Annotated in this window: 18 protein-coding genes and 1 tRNA gene; 12 read left to right on the forward strand and 7 right to left on the reverse strand. The window is 56.8% G+C overall.

Annotation, left to right across the window (positions count from 1 at the left end; genetic code table 11):
- Positions 1-9: 9 nt before the first annotated feature.
- The gene (locus FN829_RS01080) at positions 10-654 is read right to left on the reverse strand and encodes a 3'-5' exonuclease (RefSeq protein WP_185955653.1); all 645 of its coding nucleotides are present in this window, start codon (positions 652-654) and stop codon (positions 10-12) included.
- A 323-nt stretch (positions 655-977) separates the two neighbouring features.
- Between FN829_RS01080 and FN829_RS01085 the strand changes: the two genes are divergently transcribed.
- Entirely contained in the window at positions 978-1499 is a 522-nt protein-coding gene (locus tag FN829_RS01085) for an LAGLIDADG family homing endonuclease (protein WP_142985158.1), read from the forward strand.
- Positions 1500-2141: 642 nt separating this feature from the next.
- On the opposite strand, the gene FN829_RS01090 is transcribed toward FN829_RS01085, so the two are convergent.
- Both FN829_RS01090 and FN829_RS01095 read right to left on the reverse strand, forming a co-directional pair.
- Entirely contained in the window at positions 2142-2615 is a 474-nt protein-coding gene (locus FN829_RS01090; RefSeq protein WP_142985159.1) for a hypothetical protein, read from the reverse strand.
- A complete protein-coding gene (locus tag FN829_RS01095; protein WP_142985160.1) occupies positions 2608-3654 on the reverse strand; it encodes a hypothetical protein in 1047 nt (348 codons plus the stop codon). The genes FN829_RS01090 and FN829_RS01095 overlap by 8 nt, the downstream gene beginning before the upstream one ends.
- A 191-nt stretch (positions 3655-3845) precedes the next feature.
- On the opposite strand from FN829_RS01095, the gene FN829_RS01100 reads away from it, so the two are divergent.
- The 3 genes from FN829_RS01100 (at position 3846) to FN829_RS01105 (ending at position 6580) form a co-directional block, all read left to right on the forward strand.
- Positions 3846-4091, forward strand: a complete 246-nt coding sequence (locus FN829_RS01100) for a PadR family transcriptional regulator (protein WP_142985161.1) — start codon at positions 3846-3848, stop codon at positions 4089-4091.
- A 338-nt stretch (positions 4092-4429) separates the two neighbouring features.
- Positions 4430-4555, forward strand: a complete 126-nt coding sequence (locus tag FN829_RS16315) for a hypothetical protein (RefSeq protein WP_281286006.1) — start codon at positions 4430-4432, stop codon at positions 4553-4555.
- A 309-nt stretch (positions 4556-4864) separates the two neighbouring features.
- On the forward strand, positions 4865-6580 hold the full coding sequence (locus FN829_RS01105) for a DNA primase family protein (RefSeq protein WP_142985162.1): 1716 nt from the start codon (positions 4865-4867) through the stop codon (positions 6578-6580).
- An 850-nt stretch (positions 6581-7430) separates the two neighbouring features.
- On the opposite strand, the gene FN829_RS01110 is transcribed toward FN829_RS01105, so the two are convergent.
- A complete protein-coding gene (locus tag FN829_RS01110; RefSeq protein ID WP_142985163.1) occupies positions 7431-7949 on the reverse strand; it encodes a hypothetical protein in 519 nt (172 codons plus the stop codon).
- Between the two features lie 163 nt (positions 7950-8112).
- On the opposite strand from FN829_RS01110, the gene FN829_RS01115 reads away from it, so the two are divergent.
- Genes FN829_RS01115 through FN829_RS01130 form a run of 4 tightly spaced genes read left to right on the forward strand, consistent with a single transcriptional unit; the run spans position 8113 to position 14712 of the window.
- The gene (locus FN829_RS01115) at positions 8113-9675 is read left to right on the forward strand and encodes a type I restriction-modification system subunit M (protein WP_142985164.1); all 1563 of its coding nucleotides are present in this window, start codon (positions 8113-8115) and stop codon (positions 9673-9675) included.
- Complete coding sequence (locus tag FN829_RS01120) at positions 9672-11009, forward strand: restriction endonuclease subunit S (protein ID WP_142985165.1); 1338 nt, start codon at positions 9672-9674, stop codon at positions 11007-11009. Before FN829_RS01115 ends, FN829_RS01120 begins: the two co-directional genes overlap by 4 nt.
- 2 nt (positions 11010-11011) lie before the next feature.
- Positions 11012-13972: a type I restriction endonuclease subunit R gene (locus tag FN829_RS01125; protein ID WP_142985166.1), complete on the forward strand. Its 2961-nt coding sequence runs from the start codon at positions 11012-11014 to the stop codon at positions 13970-13972.
- On the forward strand, positions 13969-14712 hold the full coding sequence (locus FN829_RS01130) for a M48 family metallopeptidase (RefSeq protein WP_142985167.1): 744 nt from the start codon (positions 13969-13971) through the stop codon (positions 14710-14712). Before FN829_RS01125 ends, FN829_RS01130 begins: the two co-directional genes overlap by 4 nt.
- A gap of 103 nt (positions 14713-14815) precedes the next feature.
- On the opposite strand, the gene FN829_RS01135 is transcribed toward FN829_RS01130, so the two are convergent.
- Complete coding sequence (locus tag FN829_RS01135; protein WP_185955654.1) at positions 14816-15445, reverse strand: hypothetical protein; 630 nt, start codon at positions 15443-15445, stop codon at positions 14816-14818.
- 126 nt (positions 15446-15571) lie between these two features.
- Between FN829_RS01135 and FN829_RS01140 the strand changes: the two genes are divergently transcribed.
- Entirely contained in the window at positions 15572-16534 is a 963-nt protein-coding gene (locus FN829_RS01140; RefSeq protein ID WP_142985169.1) for a hypothetical protein, read from the forward strand.
- A gap of 490 nt (positions 16535-17024) precedes the next feature.
- Here FN829_RS01140 and FN829_RS01145 read toward each other — a convergent pair.
- A tRNA-Ala gene (locus tag FN829_RS01145) sits at positions 17025-17096 on the reverse strand.
- A gap of 274 nt (positions 17097-17370) precedes the next feature.
- Here FN829_RS01145 and FN829_RS01150 point away from each other — a divergent pair.
- The 3 genes from FN829_RS01150 to FN829_RS01160 all read left to right on the forward strand — a co-directional run bounded on the left by FN829_RS01150 (position 17371) and on the right by FN829_RS01160 (position 19966).
- Positions 17371-18153 carry a DUF120 domain-containing protein gene (locus FN829_RS01150; protein WP_142985170.1) on the forward strand — a complete coding sequence of 261 codons (783 nt, stop codon included), beginning with the start codon at positions 17371-17373 and terminating at the stop codon, positions 18151-18153.
- Positions 18153-18929 carry a 3,4-dihydroxy-2-butanone-4-phosphate synthase gene (gene ribB / locus FN829_RS01155; RefSeq protein WP_142985171.1) on the forward strand — a complete coding sequence of 259 codons (777 nt, stop codon included), beginning with the start codon at positions 18153-18155 and terminating at the stop codon, positions 18927-18929. Before FN829_RS01150 ends, ribB begins: the two co-directional genes overlap by 1 nt.
- 107 nt (positions 18930-19036) lie before the next feature.
- Positions 19037-19966: a branched-chain amino acid transaminase gene (locus FN829_RS01160; protein WP_142985172.1), complete on the forward strand. Its 930-nt coding sequence runs from the start codon at positions 19037-19039 to the stop codon at positions 19964-19966.
- 31 nt (positions 19967-19997) lie between these two features.
- Here FN829_RS01160 and FN829_RS01165 read toward each other — a convergent pair whose 3' ends face one another.
- Complete coding sequence (locus tag FN829_RS01165; RefSeq protein WP_142985173.1) at positions 19998-20711, reverse strand: DUF502 domain-containing protein; 714 nt, start codon at positions 20709-20711, stop codon at positions 19998-20000.
- Between the last annotated feature and the right edge of the window lie 40 nt (positions 20712-20751).

A 20751-nucleotide genomic window follows, 5' to 3' on the forward strand; every position in this document is an offset into this window, starting at 1 on the left:
TACGATACTCTAACGGCGGCCTGTGTCGGCCTCATATAGTGCGAGATTCGCTTCGATATCGCTCATCACGTACTCGTGGATCACCGTCTCGAGCTCGTCGATGGTGGCCGCACGATCCTCTGTAATTGCTTGGATGTACTCGGGAGCAAGCTCTTCACCAAACAGCGTATTTGTGAGTTCCTCGCCGCGCCACAGTGTCGGTTGAACTGTTAGACCGTGTTTGTCAAGCACTTCTTCCAACGAAGGCCACTTCACACCGGCTTCGTCGGCTGACCTCTTCCGAGGGACAAACAGGTCAACGTGGTTCTTCGCGCAATTGAGCTCGGGTTGCTGACGGAACTGAAGCGACTCGATGCGTTTTGATAGATAGTCCAAATCGAAGGCCTCGCCGTTGTATGTCACGAGTGCGTTGGGATCAAACTCGTTTATGCGCTCAAACGCTCGACGAATCATGGTTCCCTCATCACCGAGTGCACCTCCAAGGGTCAGCACGTCGATAGACTGCTCGCCAGCCACGGTGTCCTTCAGACCGATCCCGATTGCAACTGTCCGGCCGCTCGTCGGATCGAGGGAATTGCACTCAATATCGATGCTGGCGTATCGAGTGGTAATCTCATCCGAACCGAGTGACTGGCGAAAAACGAACTCTTCCATTGTGTGTAGAACACTGAGCGAGATCATCAAACTGTCGACTTTCTTACGGTACGTATTGGCATTGATATGTAATCTCGGGCTCACGGTTACCCGCATTTCAGTTGCCTCTGGTTCTTAGTCTATATCTGCTATAGGAGCCCGACAGACGCCCGTGGTGGCATTTCAGCTTTATTGTGAATACTATGACACATGGAAATAAGACCCCCTCACACAGCCGCTATCAGCGGTTACAATATCGGTTAGTGACTACTATAATACAGGAATAAACACCCACAGTCGACGAGCGGCGGCACCATCCTACGAACAGCGGAAACACACAATCAATGCAATCACCAACCAACTATAGCGAGACAGATCTGGCCTACACTATGGGGCTGATAGCTGGCGAATCAAGCTTCTTCATCACGTTCAGCCGGGATGATCGGTACACACACGATGTCTACTACGGTCCCAAGTTCAGCATCTCAATGGGCGAGAAGGAGCAAGAGCTACTTGAGAATCAGTGTCAGCTCTACGGATTAGGAACGGTCAATACGACGATGAAGGGCCATCAGTGGGTAATCTCAAGCCGAGCCGAGTGTCGCGAACTGATCGAACTTATCGACCAGTACCTCGAGCAAAACCCTTCCACGGAGTTCCAGAGCGCAGCGAAACACAACGCATATCTGAGCTGGCGAGCCGCGCTGGAACTGCTCCGACCCGGTCGACAACTCACCGCAGATGAAGTGGTCGAACTTGCCGAGCTCCGAGACGAGATCAACTATATTGGCGCGACAAATGCGATACCGACGGAAGAAATCAAAGAGTTAGTCAGAGCGGCTGAAACAGAACAGAATGTCGTATAACCAGAAGGAATATCCCTGGAAAGTGACTATCTCCATATGAGGCCCAGTTAGAGGCCTCACTAACCTGGGGAGGTTAGATATCCATCCGGGTAGCGGACGCTCCGCCCCTACTGGAGGAACGGCATCCAGAGGCCGGGTTATCAGCCCCGGTCGGAACCGTTTCTGCGATTAGTTACTCTACAGCACTGAGGGCCCAGTACACTTGATTTCTCATGAAACTGGCTTCGAGTGCCACGCACAAGCGGTATCAGAGCAAGATGACTGTGTTCCGCATTTACGAGACGTCCGTAATAATTTCTTGACTATCCACTGTGAATAGAAGTAATTACCCATGATAATACGGCGGGGACAATGCGCTTCAACCCGGCAACTCGATCAACTGGATTTTCGCGCGGATACGTAAGGTCGAGTGGGTACGTACGGATGTCATTTTGAACCCCTCCTGCTCGGAGCCCCCAAACGGGTGTTATTTGGGTGGAGATACGTCCTGACCCACTGGTGCGGGCATACTGCTGTGTGAGAAGGAGACGACCGTGGGTACCTCCTGCTGCGTTTGAACTGGAAGTTGGTTCCCTATCACCATGAGCCGACAAATGCCGTCTCGGATCTCACAGAGCCGATGTGTGTTAATCTACCTCGCAGCTATTCGTCACCACCCTCTTCGACTTCGTCCTCGGCATCCGGCTGGAGTCTTACACCCAAGTAAATCAAAACCAGGCCGACAGGAATCCCGACCAACGTTAAACAAAATAGAGCCCCAACCGTCATGAACATCTTGCCAAGATTCGTGTTGCGATCTCTCTTGTGCTCGGCTGGTGTCTTTTTATTTCGGGCTTCCTGTTTGGCGGCTCGTCTCTCAGTGATTTTGTCTTTAAGCTTGCCAACTGTCCGTAGATCCTGATCCGTACCGTGGATCTCGTAGCCCATCCCACAGCTGTAACAGACGAAGGCCTCGTCAATCTCACCAGGTGGAATACCGACGGTGTGAGAGCCACATTCCCCACAGTCACCGTTTCGATCGAAGGAATCGTGTAACCATTCTGGAAGCTGACCGACATCCAGATCCTCGGTTCCGATGAGCGACCCAATCTCCTGTTCAGTTAGCTCGTCAGTCATGCGTCTCTCCCTGGGGATCAGCAAACGCTTCGTGGCCCAGGCGCACCAACGTCGCAAACGCACCTGCAATCTCGTCGCGTAGATCCTCGTCGAGATCGTCTGCTCCCTCGATCTCCCACTTGCGAGTCACAACACGATACGTTTGGTTTCCAGTGATGTCGAGTCCCTGCTCTTCGAACTCAGCTCGCATCCCTTGGAGCTCGGAGACACCATCCACGCTGTTGCCCTTAGCGTCAATGGCGATCACGACAGTTCCGTCATCTGGCTTCGGAGCGAGTCGATACCTGATCGACGTTGGATGATCCACATTCTGACTGACGAGTCGGGGCTCGCGCACGTCGATCCCCTCCGAGAACAACTCACCGACTGACGCCGCGCTCGCTACCGATCGGAAATCCGGATATGCTCTCTCAAGAAGATCGTTGACCAGGCTCGGATACGTAGGACTTGGCCGATCCTTTGGACGGACTCTCCCCTGTGGATAGTCGACGACAGTGGAGCTCGCAATCATCGTCTCAGTATCGTCACCGCTCGGCGAACTGAACGCCTGGATCTCCACGCACTGGAAATTAAGGCCTTCCTCAAGCAGGTACCGTACATTCTGCTCTGTTCGCCTGGTGATCTCCTCTGCGACGACGACCATCCGCTGTGTGCTATTGAACTGATGAGGTTCCAGTGACTCCCCGAATGCCGTCTCAAATCCTGTCAGGAGATTGCCACCACGATCGGAGCCCTCGCTAACATCCCACTCACCACGAGTCAGCCTCGCCCGGTGGTCTTGATAAAGATCGTTGAGTCCCTCGTAGTCGTACGAGCTGAGTGACTGTGCGTAATTCTGCGGTTGACTGAGGATGGTCTCCTCGCTCGCAGAGCCCGATCCCGACCGGCCGATCTTCACCTCAAAAACTACGATATTGCCGTAGTGGTCAATCCCAATCAGATCGGCGACGCCAGTCTCCAGCCGTACTTGCCGCCCGATAATGAGAATCGGCTCCTGCAATAGGAGCTTGGGGCTCCGGTGTAGCCGGTCCTCAAGCATTTCCTCAGACGCAGGGTGAGATTGATCGTACGCAACTAAACTCGATTCTCTGTCCGTCGTAGTCGTCTCATATAGCCGCACGGTTGCTCGTCGCGACCAACCACCCTATACTTTCGTACCGGTAGGATTTCTTGACCGGTCAAGATTTCTTTTATATACTACACGGCAAACCGGTGGAATTTCTTGAGTGAATGTCTCTCATCGGCGCAACAAAGGAGTCGATACTGCGTGAGCTCGACGGCGAGCCGAAGCACGGCTATGCGATTGCGAACGTGGCCGATATCTCGAAGGGCGGGATCTACTCCCATTTGCGGGATCTCGAAGAGGCTGGGATGGTGGCCGTCGACGAGGAGGAAGAAGACGGGCGAGGAGTCAAAACATACCGCCTGACCGAAGCTGGCGAACTGCTTGTTGAAGCATTGAAAAAGGCTGAGTAGCGCGATCCCACCGATTTTGGTGGCATGGATCTGATAGGTCGTCTCACTTGGTCGAATGGATCGGAGCGATAATCTTCGATTCGTTCGTGGTTGCCATTCTATAACACGCTCTGGTAGTCCTCCGAGTAGAGTGTCACATGAACGTACCAGTCTAACTGACAAGTCCACCCCGACGTGGGCTGCGGGTTTTGTCGTATTTCGACTACGAGAATCGCCAGATTACGTTAATTAACGAAGAGTAGATCGACAATTAGTATGAATCGACCGCCGCACATGTTGATATAACAGTAGAACAGACTAACCAGTATACTTATAATACCTCAAAACATATATAAAATATGGTAGAAGCCACACTCCCCGTTTCTCATGATACCCATGAGATTGTCCGGTCAAAGAAACGCGGCGGTGAAACCTTTGATACCCTTATCAAGAGAGTATTTGAGGAGTATGAGCCGAACGTATAGTCAAGGAAAGTGTTGAACGGCTGGCGAAGGTGAGAGATCTGTATGAGGGCCTCTCTCGCCAGCTTCCTACCACACTGGTGACAACCGACTCCAAGGCAAACTGATGCCTTCCGTACAAATACAAACGTACGAAGGCTATTTAATTGCTTTGTAGCTGGTTGTCGCCGAGGTATGCGCCCCACCCTATGAACGGCGCAAACAACAAATGAGAAACGACAATCAGCAAACTGAGGAGGAGGACAGAGCAGACTCAGGCATCCAAACCTGGAAGAAAGAGATCGAGCAGCAAATAACGGAGGTCGATGAGTGATGTCATCCGAACTGGAAACAGACGTTCAGACGGATCTGGGCCCCGGTGACATAGCCGATCTCCTCGAGGAACACGACGGGAAGCCGGTCGTTCTCCTCCAACACAACCAGGCGAAGTACGACCTGGCCGAGTGGAAGGACAACCCAGTTGAGAACAACTTCGCTTGGAACGTCATCCTCGGAGAAGTCAACTGGCACGGCGTCACCATGGCAAAGAGCGACTTCGAAGATTCCGTCGACAAGATCATCGCGGCCTCCGACGGCGACAACGATGTCGGAGCGGATGATGGGTCGGTCGACATTCCGCAGCTGTCGGCGGCCGAGTTCCAGGCCGAGTTTGACTGGAATGGGATGCAGGACCGCAAGATGGCGAAGTTATGCCACGAGTGGATCGTCGAGAACGAGAACATCATCTTCAGTAACGACACTGTCCTGCTGTTTGATGATGGAATCTGGGTGCCTGACGAGCCCCGTGTCGCACGGATACTCCAGGAGCTGCTCGGTGGACACTACGGCAACAACGTCAAGGAAGAGTATATCAACGGCTACGTCAAGGCTCACGACGAATATCGAGTAGACTGGGACGACGGCATGGGGCTCGACCCTGGCATGACCGCCGTCGAGAACGGACTGCTCGACCTCAAGAAGGGGGAGATCATCCGCGATCTCGAACCGGACGACAGAGCGATCGTGAAGCTCTCCACCACCTGGGACGGGATAGATGCCGAGTGCGAGGAATGGGAGAACTACCTCCGAACGAGTGTCGAAGCGAATGGTCGCCCCGTGCTCCAGGAGTACGTGGGTCTGTGCCTCGACACCGGACACTACCCACACAAGAAGGCCCTGATGCTCCTCGGTGGTGGGGACAACGGCAAGGGTGTCTTCGAGGGAATCGTCACCAAGATGCTCGGCAATAACAACGTAAGCAACGACGATCTCCGTGATATGGGGAATCAGTTCGGTCTCCAGCGTCTCCGAACAATGGCGGCGAACATCAACTCCGACATCCACGGCGGCAAGATCAAGGAGACGTCGATGTTCAAGAAGCTGACCGGCGAGGACTTCGTTCGGGTAGAGGGTAAACACCAGACGGCGACTCAGATGAAGAACCCGGCCAAGATGATCTTCGCCGCGAACAGCATCCCGTCTGTGGAAGATGCCCAGCGAGCGTTCTACGCCCGGTGGCTCCTCGTCCAGTTCCCCAATCGGTTCACCAAGAACCCCGACGACGGGTATATGAACGCCGACCTCAGCCTTGAGGCCCGGATCAAGGAGAACGAGCTTTCGGGAGTCCTGGCGTGGGCCGTCAAGGGCTACCAGCGTCTCAACGAGCAGGGGCACTTCACCGGAACGCACACGGCCGAGTACAACCGTGAACAGTGGACCAACTACCAAGACACGACTGGGACGTTCATCCGGAACTACATCCAGCAAGGGAACCCCGTCGTCGACGAGGGTGCCAACGGTCGGATGCCTGTCGATCAGGTGTTCGAGCTCTACAAGAAATTCATCTCTACCACTCCGACTGGGGAGAAGTCCAAGAGAATGCTCAACAACTACATCACGGCCGACTTCCGATACCCGGACGCGGAGACGGTCGTCGACAGCATCCCCGACGGAGAAGGTGGAAAGAAAGCTGGCCGCGTCTGGGACGGCATCTACGTACCGAAGGAAGCTCGAGACGAGATCAGCGAGCAGTACAAAGAATCACTGTAGGGCCTTGTGTGGAACTTCTGACACCACCCCTTCCGACCTGTAGCTGGCCGATCTCGTTCTCCACCCGTGTTAGACCTCTGAGCTGACATACCACCACAATCGCCGGTTTGGGTGCCGTGGATTTACAGAAGGATTTTCAGATTCCTGAGGGTTCCCCCTGAAAACGGACCTTAGAATCCCTCTCGCGTAAGATTTACACTTCTGAAAAGAACTGTAAACGGGTCTCACCCCACTCATCTCCCCGATATAACCGTTTAACCCCGATTTACAGATTTACAGTTTGAGAAAATATAGAGTAGACAAAACACACACTGCGAAAGGAGTTGGAGTACTTAAAGAAAGGAGTGTGTGCAAGATCATAATAATATAAAATATCGACCCCGATCTGTAAATCTCGATTAAATGCTTTTTTCGAGGGCCTAAGGGGTCTGAGACCCATTTACAGTTCTTTTGGGTAAAAAATAGTACTGTAAACAATGGGTACAGGACCATAGGCGCGTGTTTTCGAGGTGTGAAGGTTTTGAGTCTCAAAATCGTCTGTAAATCTGGTGTTCCCCTTCTAAGCAGACATTCGCCGTTGACGATCGATTGCGCCTATCCGATGGCTTCCGGGTGGCTCAAACCCCCCCTATGGGGATGAATATGGCTCTCCACGGGTGTACTCCCTTGTATAACCCAATTCGCTGAAGTGCCACCAGAGACGGTTATAGAGATTCTACTGTCCAGAGAAAGTCTATCTTATTTTTTGGAAGACTTGTAAATGAAACGAATCCCATCCCGCTGTAGTTTCTGATTTATCGGTAGAAGTCTCCGATGTGATCCAGTATTCTCTACTTGGTAGCTCGAAAGGCTACTCGTTCGTGTACTCGATTGCGTATACCGGTATGTGGATTGGGAAATGCTTCGTGAAGAACGGGCCCTCGAGCTCTCGGCGAGTCCGGCGCAGCGACGGGTCCTGATCCGCCGGGAAGATGAGGACGGCGACGTCGATATCAAGCGTTTCCTCGCGCTCGTGAGCCGCCTGGATTTTCATCAGATGCCACCGGGCTCGCATCTGCTCCTTCTTTTCGTGTTCGATGGCAACGCGATGCTTCCGATGATAGGCGTCCAAGAACGGCGTCAAACGCTCGTGATGATCTCGGTGTTCCGGCCCGAGATCGACTTGGACTTGCGTCTCCCATCCACCCAGTTCGTCTAAGGCATCGGACCGCTCCGAGTAGTTCCGCTGACCGGCGTTTGCCGCCCAGATAGCTGGGATTTCGAGAACTTCCTCGAGCACGTCTTTCTCGCGGAGCTGTTTCTCCCCGCCGTTCCGTGAGTAGGCCTCAATTTCCACCATGCTGTTTGACAAGTAAGATCCCGTTCGCATGGATTTCAAACCCCAAGTTCACCAGGTGAAAAGCCTTGACGCTGGTGGTGGCATTCAGATGACAGGATGGATACGGCGATTCGGTAGCAGGAAGATTTAGACGAACGTACCTCGGCCAACCCACGACGTGGGTGTTATAGTACTGGCCTGTAATCCAACACGTATGGCTAACGGGGATCAGACAACTTTGTCTGAAACTGAAACGGATTTACTCACACTTCCTATTTTGGAAAAACATCTGTGGGCGGCCGCGGACAAACTCCGTGGAAGCATTGACTCCGCGGACTACAAGAACTACATCTTCGGGTTGCTCTTCCTCAAGCGGGCCAACGACCGTTTCGAAGAGGAAACTGAGGAGGTTGCTGAGGAGCTCGGTATTCCGATCGAAACAGCCAGAGACGACCGTGACCTCCACGAAGAGTTCTGGATTCCTGAGCGCGCCCGGTGGGACCACATCAAGGCCCAAGAGACCGACGTCGGCGCGGCACTGAACAAGGCGCTCGCGGCGGTCGAAGACGAGAACGATCCCATTGCCGACCGCGTGCTCACCACGGTCGACTTCAACGATAAGGAGCGGTTGCCCGACTCACTGCTCTCCGATCTCGTCTCGCACTTCTCGAAGCACCGCTATCGGAACGTGGATCTGGAAGACCCCGACATATTCGGTCGGGCCTACGAGTATCTCATTCGCGAGTTCGCCGACGACGCAGGCAAGAAGGGCGGTGAGTTCTACACGCCGCGCGAGGTCGTCCGTCTCATCGTCAAGTGCGTGAATCCGGAGCCGGGCCACCGCGTCTACGACCCTTGCTGTGGCTCCGGTGGGATGCTCATCTACTCCGCCGAGCACATCCGTGAACAGGGCGGCGACATGACGGATATCTCGCTCTACGGCCAAGAGAAGAACCTGAACACGTGGGCCATCGGTCAAATGAACGTCCTGCTCCACGAACTATACGACGCGAAGATCGAGAAAGGGGACACCATCACCGGTCCCAAGTGCCTCACGAAACACGACGAGCTGATGGTATTTGATCGGGTCATCGCGAACCCGATGTGGAACCAGAAGGAATGGAACAAGGATTGGGTACAGGAAAACGAGCCGTACAACCGCTTCCCGTACGGGCTCCCGCCGTCGAACCGTGGCGACTGGGCATGGATTCAGCTCATGATCGCCTCGCTCAACGAGACCGGAAAGGCGGGCGTCGTTATGGACAACGGTGTACTGTTCCGCTCGCGCTCGGAGAAGAAAATTCGCAAGCCGATCCTGAAGGAAGATCTCGTCGAGGCCGTGATCGCGCTCCCGGAGAACCTGTTCTACAACACCTCGTCGCCAGGCTGTATCCTCATTCTGAACAAGGACAAGCCAGAGGAGCGAGAGGGCAAGGTACAGTTCATCTACGCCGAGGATCAGACGCTCCGGGAGTCAGGGGTACAGGTGTTCAAGGAGCTCTCGAACCAGAACCAGTTGACTAATGAAGGCGTTGAGTACCTCGCTGAGACGTTCCTAACGGGACGTGAAGAGGACCATCACAGTCGGCTTGTTGATATTAAAGAGATTGAGGAGAACGACTGGAACCTGAACGTTCCGCGCTACGTCGATACGATCGAACCTGAGGAACCGATTGACGTGAGCGAGAAACTACAGGCATTGGATAAGCTGGCCAAGGAACGTCGAAAAACCGATGAGGAACTACAACAGTATATGGAGGAGTTAGACTACCGATGAGCCAGGTACAGAGCGGAAACGGGGAACTACAGGAGGAATATCAAGAAGTTCAAATCGGCCCGGAGAAGCTTGAGATACCGGAAAAATGGACGGTAACAACGGTGAGTGACGTTGCGTCGAGATTCATTTCTGGTGGTACACCGGACTCGGGCAATGAGGATTACTGGGGAGGAGAGATCCCGTGGACAACGGCTGCTGTAGTAGAAGGTCCACAATTCGATGGGGAGAAAGATTTCATAACCCGAGAAGGTCTTGAGAATAGCTCCGCTTCGATCGTTCCGGAGGGTAGTATACTCTTTGGAACCCGCGTAAATGTAGCTAACGTAGGTCGCACAGCGAAAGAAATTGCTATTAGTCAGGACTTGACCGGAATAGTTCTCGATGAGAGTAAAGTTGATCCTGACTTTTTTACTTGGTATTTATTATTTAACCAAAGTAAGATAAAGAATAGATATAGTCAGGGTAGCACTATTCAGGGAATGTTAACAGATGATCTGAAATCTCTTCCATTAATTTCACCTCCACTCCCCGAACAGCGCCGCATCGCCGAGATCCTTTCGACGGTAAACGAGCAGATTCAGCAGACAGACGAAATTAAAGGGAAATTCGAAGAATTGAAAAAGGGGATTGCTCAGATGCTCCTTGACAAAGGGGCTCGAAGCGAATCTGAAAATGAAGTTGTGGTCGGGCCACTCTCTGTATCCCTACCTGAGTCATGGGAATTGAGGCGGCTCGAAAACTTTCCCACTCCAGCGTCAAGTGTGGTTCAAACCGGACCATACGGAAGTAAGCTCCAAAAAGAAGAGTTCACCGATTCGGGATACAAAATATACCGACAAGCGAATATCAATTCTGGAGATTTCGAAGAAGGGGACCAGTACGTGACGGAAGAAAAATACCGTGATTTAGAAAAATATCAAGTTGTACCTGGCGATGTCCTTTTAACCCGGATGGGAACGATAGGAGACGCTGCTGTACTCCCTGATGATGCAAGAAAGGGAATAATGGACTACCACTTGTTCAGGATTCGTATCGATCCTTCGTTCTGTCTTCCGGAATATCTGAGTGGAGTTCTACGAAGTTCACGTATTGTCAAGCATCAAATCGAGTCATTCAGCCACGGAGCGATAATGGACGGATTGAATACTGGTTTGATCAATGAAATTCGTATTCCGGTTCCACCTACCGAAGAACAGCGCGAAATAGTCGACATCTTATCTACTATTGACCAGACAGTATCAATAGAGGAGGAACGAAAGACCGAACTAAAACAACTAAAACGGGGCCTTATGCAGGACCTCCTCACTGGCAAAGTTCGCGTCAACACCGACTAACCATGTCCGACGAGTACGCCGAGTCCGAACGCCCCGCCCTCGACTCGCTCCAGCAACTCGGTTGGGAGGTCGTCGACCAGCAAAGGTCAGCTTGGCACGATCCCCGTGAGACCGAATCCTCGGCTGTACTCGAACCTCGGCTACGAAACGCCGTCAAGCAACTAAATCCCTGGCTCAACGAGAACAATCTGAACAAAGCAGTCCGAGAGATAACGCAAGTTGCTGGGACGAGCACGATGGACGAGAACGAGCAGATCCACGAAAATCTCGTCCGCCACATCTCTGTCGAGCAAGACCACGGCCACGGTAAGCAGCACCAGACCGTCCAGTATATCGACTACGAGAATCCCGAAAACAACGATTTCTTCGCCCTCAACCAGTTCCGGGTTGCGGGACCGGTCGAGATCGTCAAGCCCGACATCGTACTGTTCGTCAACGGCATCCCGCTCGGTGTCGTCGAGTGTAAAAGCCCGCAGATACCGGAGCCCCGTTCGGAGGCACTCGACCAACTCACCCGCTATCAGAACGAACGAGACGGAGAGGCGGAGGGGGCCGAGGAGCTGTTCCGGTACAATCAGTTCTCTGTCGCTACTTGGATGGAGGGCGCAGTTATGGGCACGTACGGAACGCCGAAGGATCAGTACAAGCCCTGGCGGGACGCATACCCGCTGGAAGACGACGAACTCATCGACCTGTTCGACCTCGACGGCTACCTTCCGGATCAGTACCGGATGCTATACGCGCTGTTCGAGCCCTCGCGCCTGCTCGACCAGTTACGACACTTCACAGTGTTTGAGAACCGACAGAGCGGCGCGATCAAGATGGTCGCGCGGTATCAGCAGTACCGGGCTGTTCGGAAGGCACTCGAACGGATCGACAAACGCGGACAGCGTGAGGCCAACGGCGGCGTCGTCTGGCACACGCAGGGCTCTGGGAAGTCGCTCACGATGCTCTTTCTCGCGCTGAAGCTGCGCCGGAACGAGGACGATCCGACACTCCTGCTCGTTACGGATCGTCGGGCGCTCAACGACCAGATCCACGCGACGTTCGAACGCTGTGGCTTCCCGAATCCAAAAAAGACCGAGAGCATCGAGGATCTCCGCGACCGGCTCTCGTACGACGCTGGCGAGACGATCACGACGCTGATCCACAAGTTCCAGACAACGGACGACGAGGAGGAGTTCCCGGTTCTCTCCCGCAACGAGAACGTCTACGTAATGGCCGACGAGGCCCACCGGACGCAGGACAAGGAGCTCGCGAACAATATGCGGACTGCGCTCCCGAATGCCTTCTATGTCGGCTTCACCGGGACGCCCATCGAGAAGGACGAGCGCAACACCCGCCGCACGTTCGGCAACTACATCGACACGTACACCATCGACCAATCGCTGGAGGACGGCGCGACGGTCGAGATCCTGTATCAGGGTCGTCTCGCGGACATCCACCTCGAAGGAGAGACACTCGATCGACTGTTCGATCGCATCTTCTCGGACAAGACGGACGAGGAGAAGGCGGAGATCCAGAAGCGATACGCCCGCACGCAGGACCTTGCTGAGGCCCAGCCTCGAATCGACCGGGTCGCACTGGACATCATCGAACACTTCGAGAATGACGTACCTGAGCCGTTCAAGGGGATGGTCGTCACCACAAGTAAGGAGGCCGCGATCCGCTATAAGGAAACTCTCGACAGTCTAAATGGCCCTGAGTCGCGAGTAATCGTCTCCGAAGGGCACAACGACCCTGAACACATCAAGAAGTGGACGCCCAGCGACTCCGAGAAGAGCCAGTACAAGGAGTCGTTCGTTGACCCGAACGGCGAGGTCGAACTGCTCATCGTTTGCGACATGCTCCTGACGGGCTTCGACGCGCCGGTAGCTCAGGTGATGTATCTCGATAAGCCGCTGCGGGAGCACAGTCTGTTGCAGGCCATCGCCCGCGTGAACCGGCCGTTTGAAGAAAAGACCCACGGGCTCATTATCGACTACTACGGCGTCTCGGACGAGCTGAAGGAGGCGCTTGCGATGTTCAGCTCGAAGGACGTCGAGCGGGCAATGGTGCCGGTCGAGGACAAACAACCCGACCTCGAGGCGGCCCACAGCAAGGCGGTCTCATTCTTCGACGATCTCGATGATGTGGAGCAGTGCGTTCAGTCGCTCGAACCTGATGACCGCCGGATCGAGTTCAAGAACGCGTTCAAGCGGTTTTCACAGCTGATGGATGTCGTCCTCCCTGACCCGATGGCGAATCCTTACCGGGAGGATCTTGAGCGTCTCAGCGAGATCTACGGGACAGCCAAGGAACGGTACCGCGATGAGACGATGAACCTCGAAGGGGCTGGAGCAAAAGTTCGTGAGTTAATTCAGGACCACATCACGTCGCGGGGCATCGAGGTTCTGAACGACGAACCCGTCTCGATTATGGAAGAAGTAGAGTACGACGCGAAGCTTGAAGGCTTAGAAAGCGACGAAGCTCGTGCGAGTGAGATGCAGAATGCGATCAAGCACGAGATCAACGTCCGGTTCGACGAGGACCCGGTACAGTACGGCTCCCTCAGAGATCGCCTTGAGGAGCTCATCGAAAAATACCGAGAAGGGCGATACAACGAGCGTGAGACCATCGAGGAGCTCCGAGAACTGATGGACGAGATACGCTCCCGCGACAAGCAGGCCCGGAACAAAGGGCTCCGTGACGAGACCGACCTCTCGTTCTACCACGCCGTTGAAGACGTACTGAGCGAGCACGATGCTGGCGAGGAAGATCTCATAGAGCTCACGGCCAATCTGGTTGGTACCGTTGAAGGGTTCGTGACGAAGGTTGAATGGAAAGAGAAGACCCAGCTGCAAAACCGGATGCGAAAGAAAGTTACGGGGGAGTTGTATCGGTCTGAGATCGACATCTCTGGTGACGAGCGCAAAGAGCTCACCAACCGCGTTATCGAACTGGCGCGGAATCACTACCAATGAGTGAACGTCTACAGCGCCAACATCATATCGGCCAGACTGTCGTTCCCTACACCATCGATTGGTCTGAAAACCGCGAGACGGTAGGATTGTCAATCGATAGTTCTCTGGAATTGACTGTTACAGCCCCGATGACCGCCACGGTAGCCGAAGTGGAGGATGTACTTAAGTCTCGCCAGGAGTGGCTACTACAGAAGCTCTACGGCCTCCAGGAGCAGGAAGGGCCGCCGTATCCGAAGGAGTACATGACCGGAGAGAAGCTCCAGTATCGGGGGCGACAGTACCCGTTGGAAGTTGTTGAGGCGGACGTCCCTGAACCCACGCTATCATTCGACGAGCAGACGTTCACCCTTGGAGTCCACCGATTTGACGAAGGCGTAGATGACGTGAGCGTTCGTCGCAAGCACCAAGCAGTCGTCGACTGGTTTATTGAACATGCAGAAGTAGAACTTCCGGATCGAGTGTCGCGGTTTGAATCGAGATTGGGGATCGACGACGTGCCAGTATGGGTCGGGGAAATCGACGGTCGGTGGGGTGAATACGACAGCGGAACCGTTCGCCTCAATTGGCGATTGATCCGAGCACCTGTTCGAATCCAGGATTACGTCATCGTTCACGAGCTGGCTCATTCGGTACATAATGAGCACTCTGGCGCGTTCTGGAACACCGTGGGTGCTCTCATCCCGGATTATGAGGACCGCCGAGAATGGCTCCGAGTAAACGGAAACTCTCTGACCATCTAATTACCACTTAGTTCAATCTTAGCCACGGGACGACGTTTTGATACTGATGATCAATAATCGATTACGAGCCCCAGAGGGTGAAGATCCGGACACTACGCCGTTCTCAGCCGATGAACGACTGAATCCGCTCGATGGCTGGCTCGATGTCGTTGAATCCGCGAAGTCCTTGGATTACGAACCGTCCAGTCGAGAACAGTAGGAACGTTACCGGTGGCTCATCGAGTTTGATGATGGCGGCGGGGAATTGCTCAGGTTCATATTCGACATCGACGCCATGCTCACCGATCTCGATAGATAGTGATTCCAGTTTGAGTGGCTTCCCGAGATCACCGCTCACAGCGATGTTAGTGATCTCCGGCCCGTCAACCAGTTCCGCGTCGTGGTCAATCGCAGTCACACGTTTGATAACCGTCTCGACGTGCTCGCGGGCTTCCTCGGATGACTTACTTCCGTAGACGAGAATCCGCTTTTCAGACCAGTCACGGCCAGTAGCTATTACACGTACATTTGAGTTGTCTGGAGTAAACTTGTGTCCAGAGTCTGTACGCTTGAAGCCGTCAAGCATCTCCAATTTCGTCGGGTCCATGCGGACGATGGCCTTGTGCATCATCGAGTGAGGCGTGTACTCGACGCCATCCGCGGTTTCGTAAGATTCGGCCTCACTCGTTGTACCAGTCACGATGTAGTATTTCGGGCAATAAGGCCTAAGACCACCGGTTGATGTTGAGTCCACTGAGCCAGAGTCGTGGAACCGATAGACGAGAGACCGAATCCATGCCACCAGCAAGGTCGGCTCGGACTCCGAACACCCCGAGAAGCGTCCCTCACGGTTTTGGCCTCCGGTCACTTCTTTGCGGATATGACGTTCAGTGGCTCGTGGCACAGACTCCTTGACGAACTCGACGATCTCCCCGAGGGAGCGACGCTAATCACGCCCCTGTCGCACAAGCGATTCCGGATCGACGACGTACAGGAGCAACGCGTCATCATCACCGGAGAGAGCACAGACGAGAAGCGACCACTCCAGCGTGACCAATTCGAGACGTTGTACCGACGTATCACCGACGAGCCGGGGGGCTTCGAACTTGACCGGCTCCCAACTGACGCGGACCCGTACCCGGCGGTGTTGAGCCTACATCCCAAGTTCGAGATCGACGAGGACGCGGGTGTGATCACCGAGATGGACAGCCCGACCTCAACACAGATTCTCGATAACGATGCCGAGCCCGAAGAACGGTCAGAACCGGATTTGGACGTGTATGCGGACTCACTGCTGCTCGTAGACGCCCTCGAACGCCACGACGTGACCACGTTGTCGGAAATGGAGACGGACGCCCTGGTGAACCTCTACACGCTGTTGTCGGATGTTCAGCGCAACGCTAACGACCTCCGCCAGGACGTCGCTGAGGTGCTCCTGACCCGGCTTCACCACGATCGTCCGGTGAGCGGTCCGTTTGGCTCTGTTCAGCGCACGACCCGTCGCAATCGGTCGCTGAAAGATGAGGATGAGGTGCTGGCGAAACTGGAGGCTGAAGGGATCGACCGCGAGCGTGTGACGGGCATTGACCGGAGCGAGGTCGACGACGCGTTAGAGGTCACAGACTTGTCCGAGACGGACGTGTACGACATCGAGGAGAGCGAGTACGTCCGCAAAGCCGACGTCGACGAGGAGGTCAAGGAGACACGCCTCCAGGGCCTCAAGGAGCAACTCGCGGCTACGGAGGGAGAACAGGCTGAAGAGCTGCGTCAGGAGATTGAAAATCTGGAGGATCGCATTGACGAGCTCACGAGCTTTCGGACAGGAACAGAAGTCCACGAGTGAGATGTCGGGTTCGTTTCTTCGGTTGAATCTGGGTATAGCCTCAGAGTAGTATTATCGGGGAGACCGAGGAGGTGCCACTCACAAACGGTTGACAGATAGTGACGGTCTGCGTCTGAACTGACTCCCCTCTATTATCCTGCACGTACGTACTTACGCGCAAATATGTACGTACGGCCGCAGTCTATCGGTTTCTGAAATGGATTATATACTACCGATGGAGATTTCGCCCGACACTCCCCGACTCCTTCTCAATAAAGAGGTCGTGAGTGAAACTCACCGGCAAAAGAAGGAGGGTATTTCAATACTTTTGCTACCGGCGAGAGAGCACACTACGCGTAACCGCCACATGGTAGCTCCAGGGGGATGAGACATCATCCACGCGGACCGGCATAGGTTGCCGATAGACCTCACCAAGTCACTGTCGCTGTGGAGAATGACGGTATAAGCACCCCTACGCCGTCTGCGATATACGGAGAAAGCGGCCTCGGGATGGACTCGCGGGGATTTGAACCCCGGGCCTCTTCCTTGCGAAGGAAGCGATCTGCCGCTGATCTACGAGCCCGCACCCGAAACCAGTCCCCGTCCGTACTTGTACCTTACTTTTCGTCGATCCGCGAGCGAGAGGTTCACACCCGACGAGCCGGTCCGTCAGCCCGCCGGCCTGCGGCGATCGAGGGGCTCGCCGCGACCGCCGCGACCGACGCCCTTAGGTGAGAGCCGGTCGGAGTTCGACACGAAACGAGAGGATCGCATCGGGCGATCCCATACTACGTAACGATTTTGAGAAGCATCGCATATTCGTTATGCTTTTGCGTGCGGAGGTTCTCGATCGAGGTATGTCAGAAGCGACGGCGGCGGCCGATCCGGCGGCGATGGCGGCGTTGAAACACGTCGCGCTCGCGGGCGGGTTGACTGAGACGAAGGTGTCGTGTGCGGCGCTCGGTGACCGCCTCGACGCGTCGACACAGACCGCCTCCAGACGCCTCCAGACGCTCGAGTCCGCGGGACTGCTCGAACGCGACGTGGTCGGCGACGGCCAGTGGATCCGGATCACCGACGCGGGTGAGGCCGCCCTGCGCGGCGAGTACGCCGACTACCGTCGACTCTTCGAGAGCGACGTCGAACTCGTGCTTCGGGGATCGGTCACCGGCGGGATGGGCGAGGGCCGCCACTACATCACCCTGCCGGGGTACGCGAAGCAGTTCGCTTCCCGGCTGGGGTACGAGCCGTTCCCCGGCACGCTCAACCTCGAACTCGACGAGGAGAGCGTTCGTCGACGCGGCGAGATCGCGGGGATCGACGCCGTCCCGATCGACGCCTGGGAGGACGAGGACCGCACCTACGGCGCGGCCGCGTGCTACGCGGTCACGCTCGTCGCCGACGGCGGCCGCTACGAGGACGCCCACGCGATCGTGCCCGACCGCACCCACCACGACGACGACAAGCTCGAGGTGATCGCCCCCGACGAACTCCGGGCGGAACTCGACCTCGCGGACGGCGACGCGGTCGAGGTCCGCGTCGAGGCGACCTCGCGCGCGGACGCGCTCGACGAAGCGGACGAGATCGCGGATTCGAGTGGATCGGAGAATCCCGACGAGCCGCTCGGGGAGGTGGCCTGATGCGCGCCGACGCCGAGGGTCCGGAAGCGGAACCGGACCCGGCCGACGCGCCGGTCGGAGTCGGTGACGCCGACGTGGACGCGGACGTCGAGGCGGAAACTGACGCCGACGCGACCGCGGCGGTCGACCGCGCGTTGGCGGCGTTCCGCGCCGGCGACCCGGTCTGCGTCCACGACTTCGCGGACCGCGAGGGCGAGACGGACGTCGTCTACCCCGCGGGCGCGGTGGACGCCGCGGCCGTGGCGCACATGCGAAACGACGCCGGCGGGCTGATCTGCGTCGCCGTCGACGACGCGGTCGCCGACGCGTTCGGGCTCCCGTTCCTCGCGGACGCGCTCGATCACCCCGCGGTGAACGACGACCCTGCCTACGACGACCGCTCCTCCTTCTCGCTGCCGGTCAACCACCGCGAGACGTTCACGGGGATCACGGACGCGGACCGCGCGCTGACGATCACCGAAGTGGCGAACGCAGCGGCGGCGGCCGCCGCCGACCCGGAGGGGTACACCCCCGAGGACTTCGCGGCGTCGTTCCGCGCGCCCGGCCACGTCCACGTCCTGCGCGGCGCGGTCGACGGGCTCACGGAGCGCGTCGGTCACACCGAACTCGGGCTGGCGCTCGCTGCGGCCGTCGACGCCCCGCCCGCCGCCGTGGTGTGCGAGATGCTCGACGACGAGACCGGCGACGCGCTCGCGCCCGAGGACGCCGCCGCCTACGCGGATCGACGTGGGATCCCCTACGTCGAGGGCGCAGCCCTCGTCGAGGCGCTCCGGTAACGTCGGCAGTGTCGTCCGTGAGGCTCACTCCGTTCGCGAAAACGTAGATCCGGCGGATCGGGGTGGTATGTCATAATTTTAAGCCCGGACGTCTCGACTCCGGTAGTATGGGATTCGACGAGATGGACGTCGATACGATCTGGAAGAACGGGGAGTTCCTCGACTGGGAGGACGCGACCACGCACGTTCTCACGCACGCGCTCCACTACGGCACCGGCGTGTTCGAGGGACTCCGGAGCTACGAGACCGAGCAGGGTCCCGCGATCTTCCGGCTTGAGGAGCACCTCGACCGGCTCTTCGACTCCGCGAAGATGTACGACATGGAGATCGACCACTCCCGCGAGGAGATCACGGAGGCGATCGTCGAACTCCTCGATCGACAGGACCTCACCTCCTGTTACATCCGGCCGATCGCCTACTACGGCTACGACTCGCTCGGCGTCTCGCCGGGCGACTGCCCGACCGACCTCGTGCTCGCCGCCTGGCCGTGGGGGACGTACCTCGGCGAGGAGGCCTTAGAGGAGGGCGTCGACGTGATGGTCTCCTCCTGGCGGAAACACGCCTCCTCGCAGGTCCCCACGAACGTGAAGACCACCGGTCTCTACGTCAACTCCATGCTGGCGGGCGAGGAGGCCCGCCGGAACGGCTACGTCGAGGCGATCGTCTTGAACAAGGAGGGGAACGTCGCGGAGGGTCCCGGCGAGAACGTGTTCATGGTCAACGACGGCGAGGTGTACACCACCGGCCAGGCGCAGTCGATCCTCGAGGGCATCACCCGCGACACCGTGATCACGCTGGCCGAGGAGCGCGGCTACACCGTCCACGACGAGGCCGTCATCTCGCGGGGGCAGCTGTACACCGCCGACGAGCTGTTCTTCACCGGCTCGGCCGCCGAGGTGACGCCGATCCGCTCGGTCGACGACACGGAGATCGGAAGCGGCACGCGCGGTCCGGTGACCGAGGAGCTTCAGGAGGCGTTCTTCGAGGTCATCGAGCGTCGGACGGACGACCACGACGAGTGGTTCACGTACCTCTAACTCGGCTCTCGAGCCGGTAGCCCGGGATAGCTCACGATCCGCCGGCCGGGTTCGACCCGTCGTCGCCGTCGGATCGGTCCGCAGCGGTCTTCTCCGGATGCCCGACGCCGGGGCGGTGGTCCTCGGGGCCGTCGTCGGCGGGCGGGCGCTCCTCCTCGACCGGGATCTGGTGGGCGGACTCGCCGAAGCCGGCCGAGAGGATCCGGGTCATTCCCTCCTCGACGCTCTCTCCGGTGTCCTCGACCCGCTCGGGCTCGACCTCGATGACGAAGCCGGTGGTGATGTTCGGCGCGGTCGGCATGAAGAGGACGATCTTCCCGTCGCGGGTCTTCTTGCCCGTCCGGAACGCGGTCATCCGGATGCCGGGCCACGTCTCGAGATACACCGGGTTCTGAAGCTCGTCGGTGCCGGAGATGGCGGTCTCGGCCGCCAGCTTCGAAGCGTTGTACACCACGCGTAACGCGGGGATCCGGTTGATTGTGTCGTCGACTTTCGCCTCCGCGAGCCGGCCGAGCGTCGTCCGCATGAAGTACCCGACCGCGAGCACGAGCGTCGAGAGGACCGCGATGGCGATGACGACCCGCGAGACCGGCTCCAGCGGAGCCGGGATCCAGTTCGGCTGGAGCGCGTCGATGAGCGGGATCGACGCGATGTGGAGGTAGATCCACCGAACGACGAGGAGCAGAACGAGGAGGGGGGCTAACACGATGAGCCCGCTGGCGAAGTCGCGTTTCCACGTGGACATCTATCGTACCGTTATGCGACGGGGACGCTTAAGAGGGCTT

The organism is Halorubrum cibi, from assembly GCF_900182635.1.
Classification (GTDB): Archaea; Halobacteriota; Halobacteria; order Halobacteriales; family Haloferacaceae; genus Halorubrum; species Halorubrum cibi.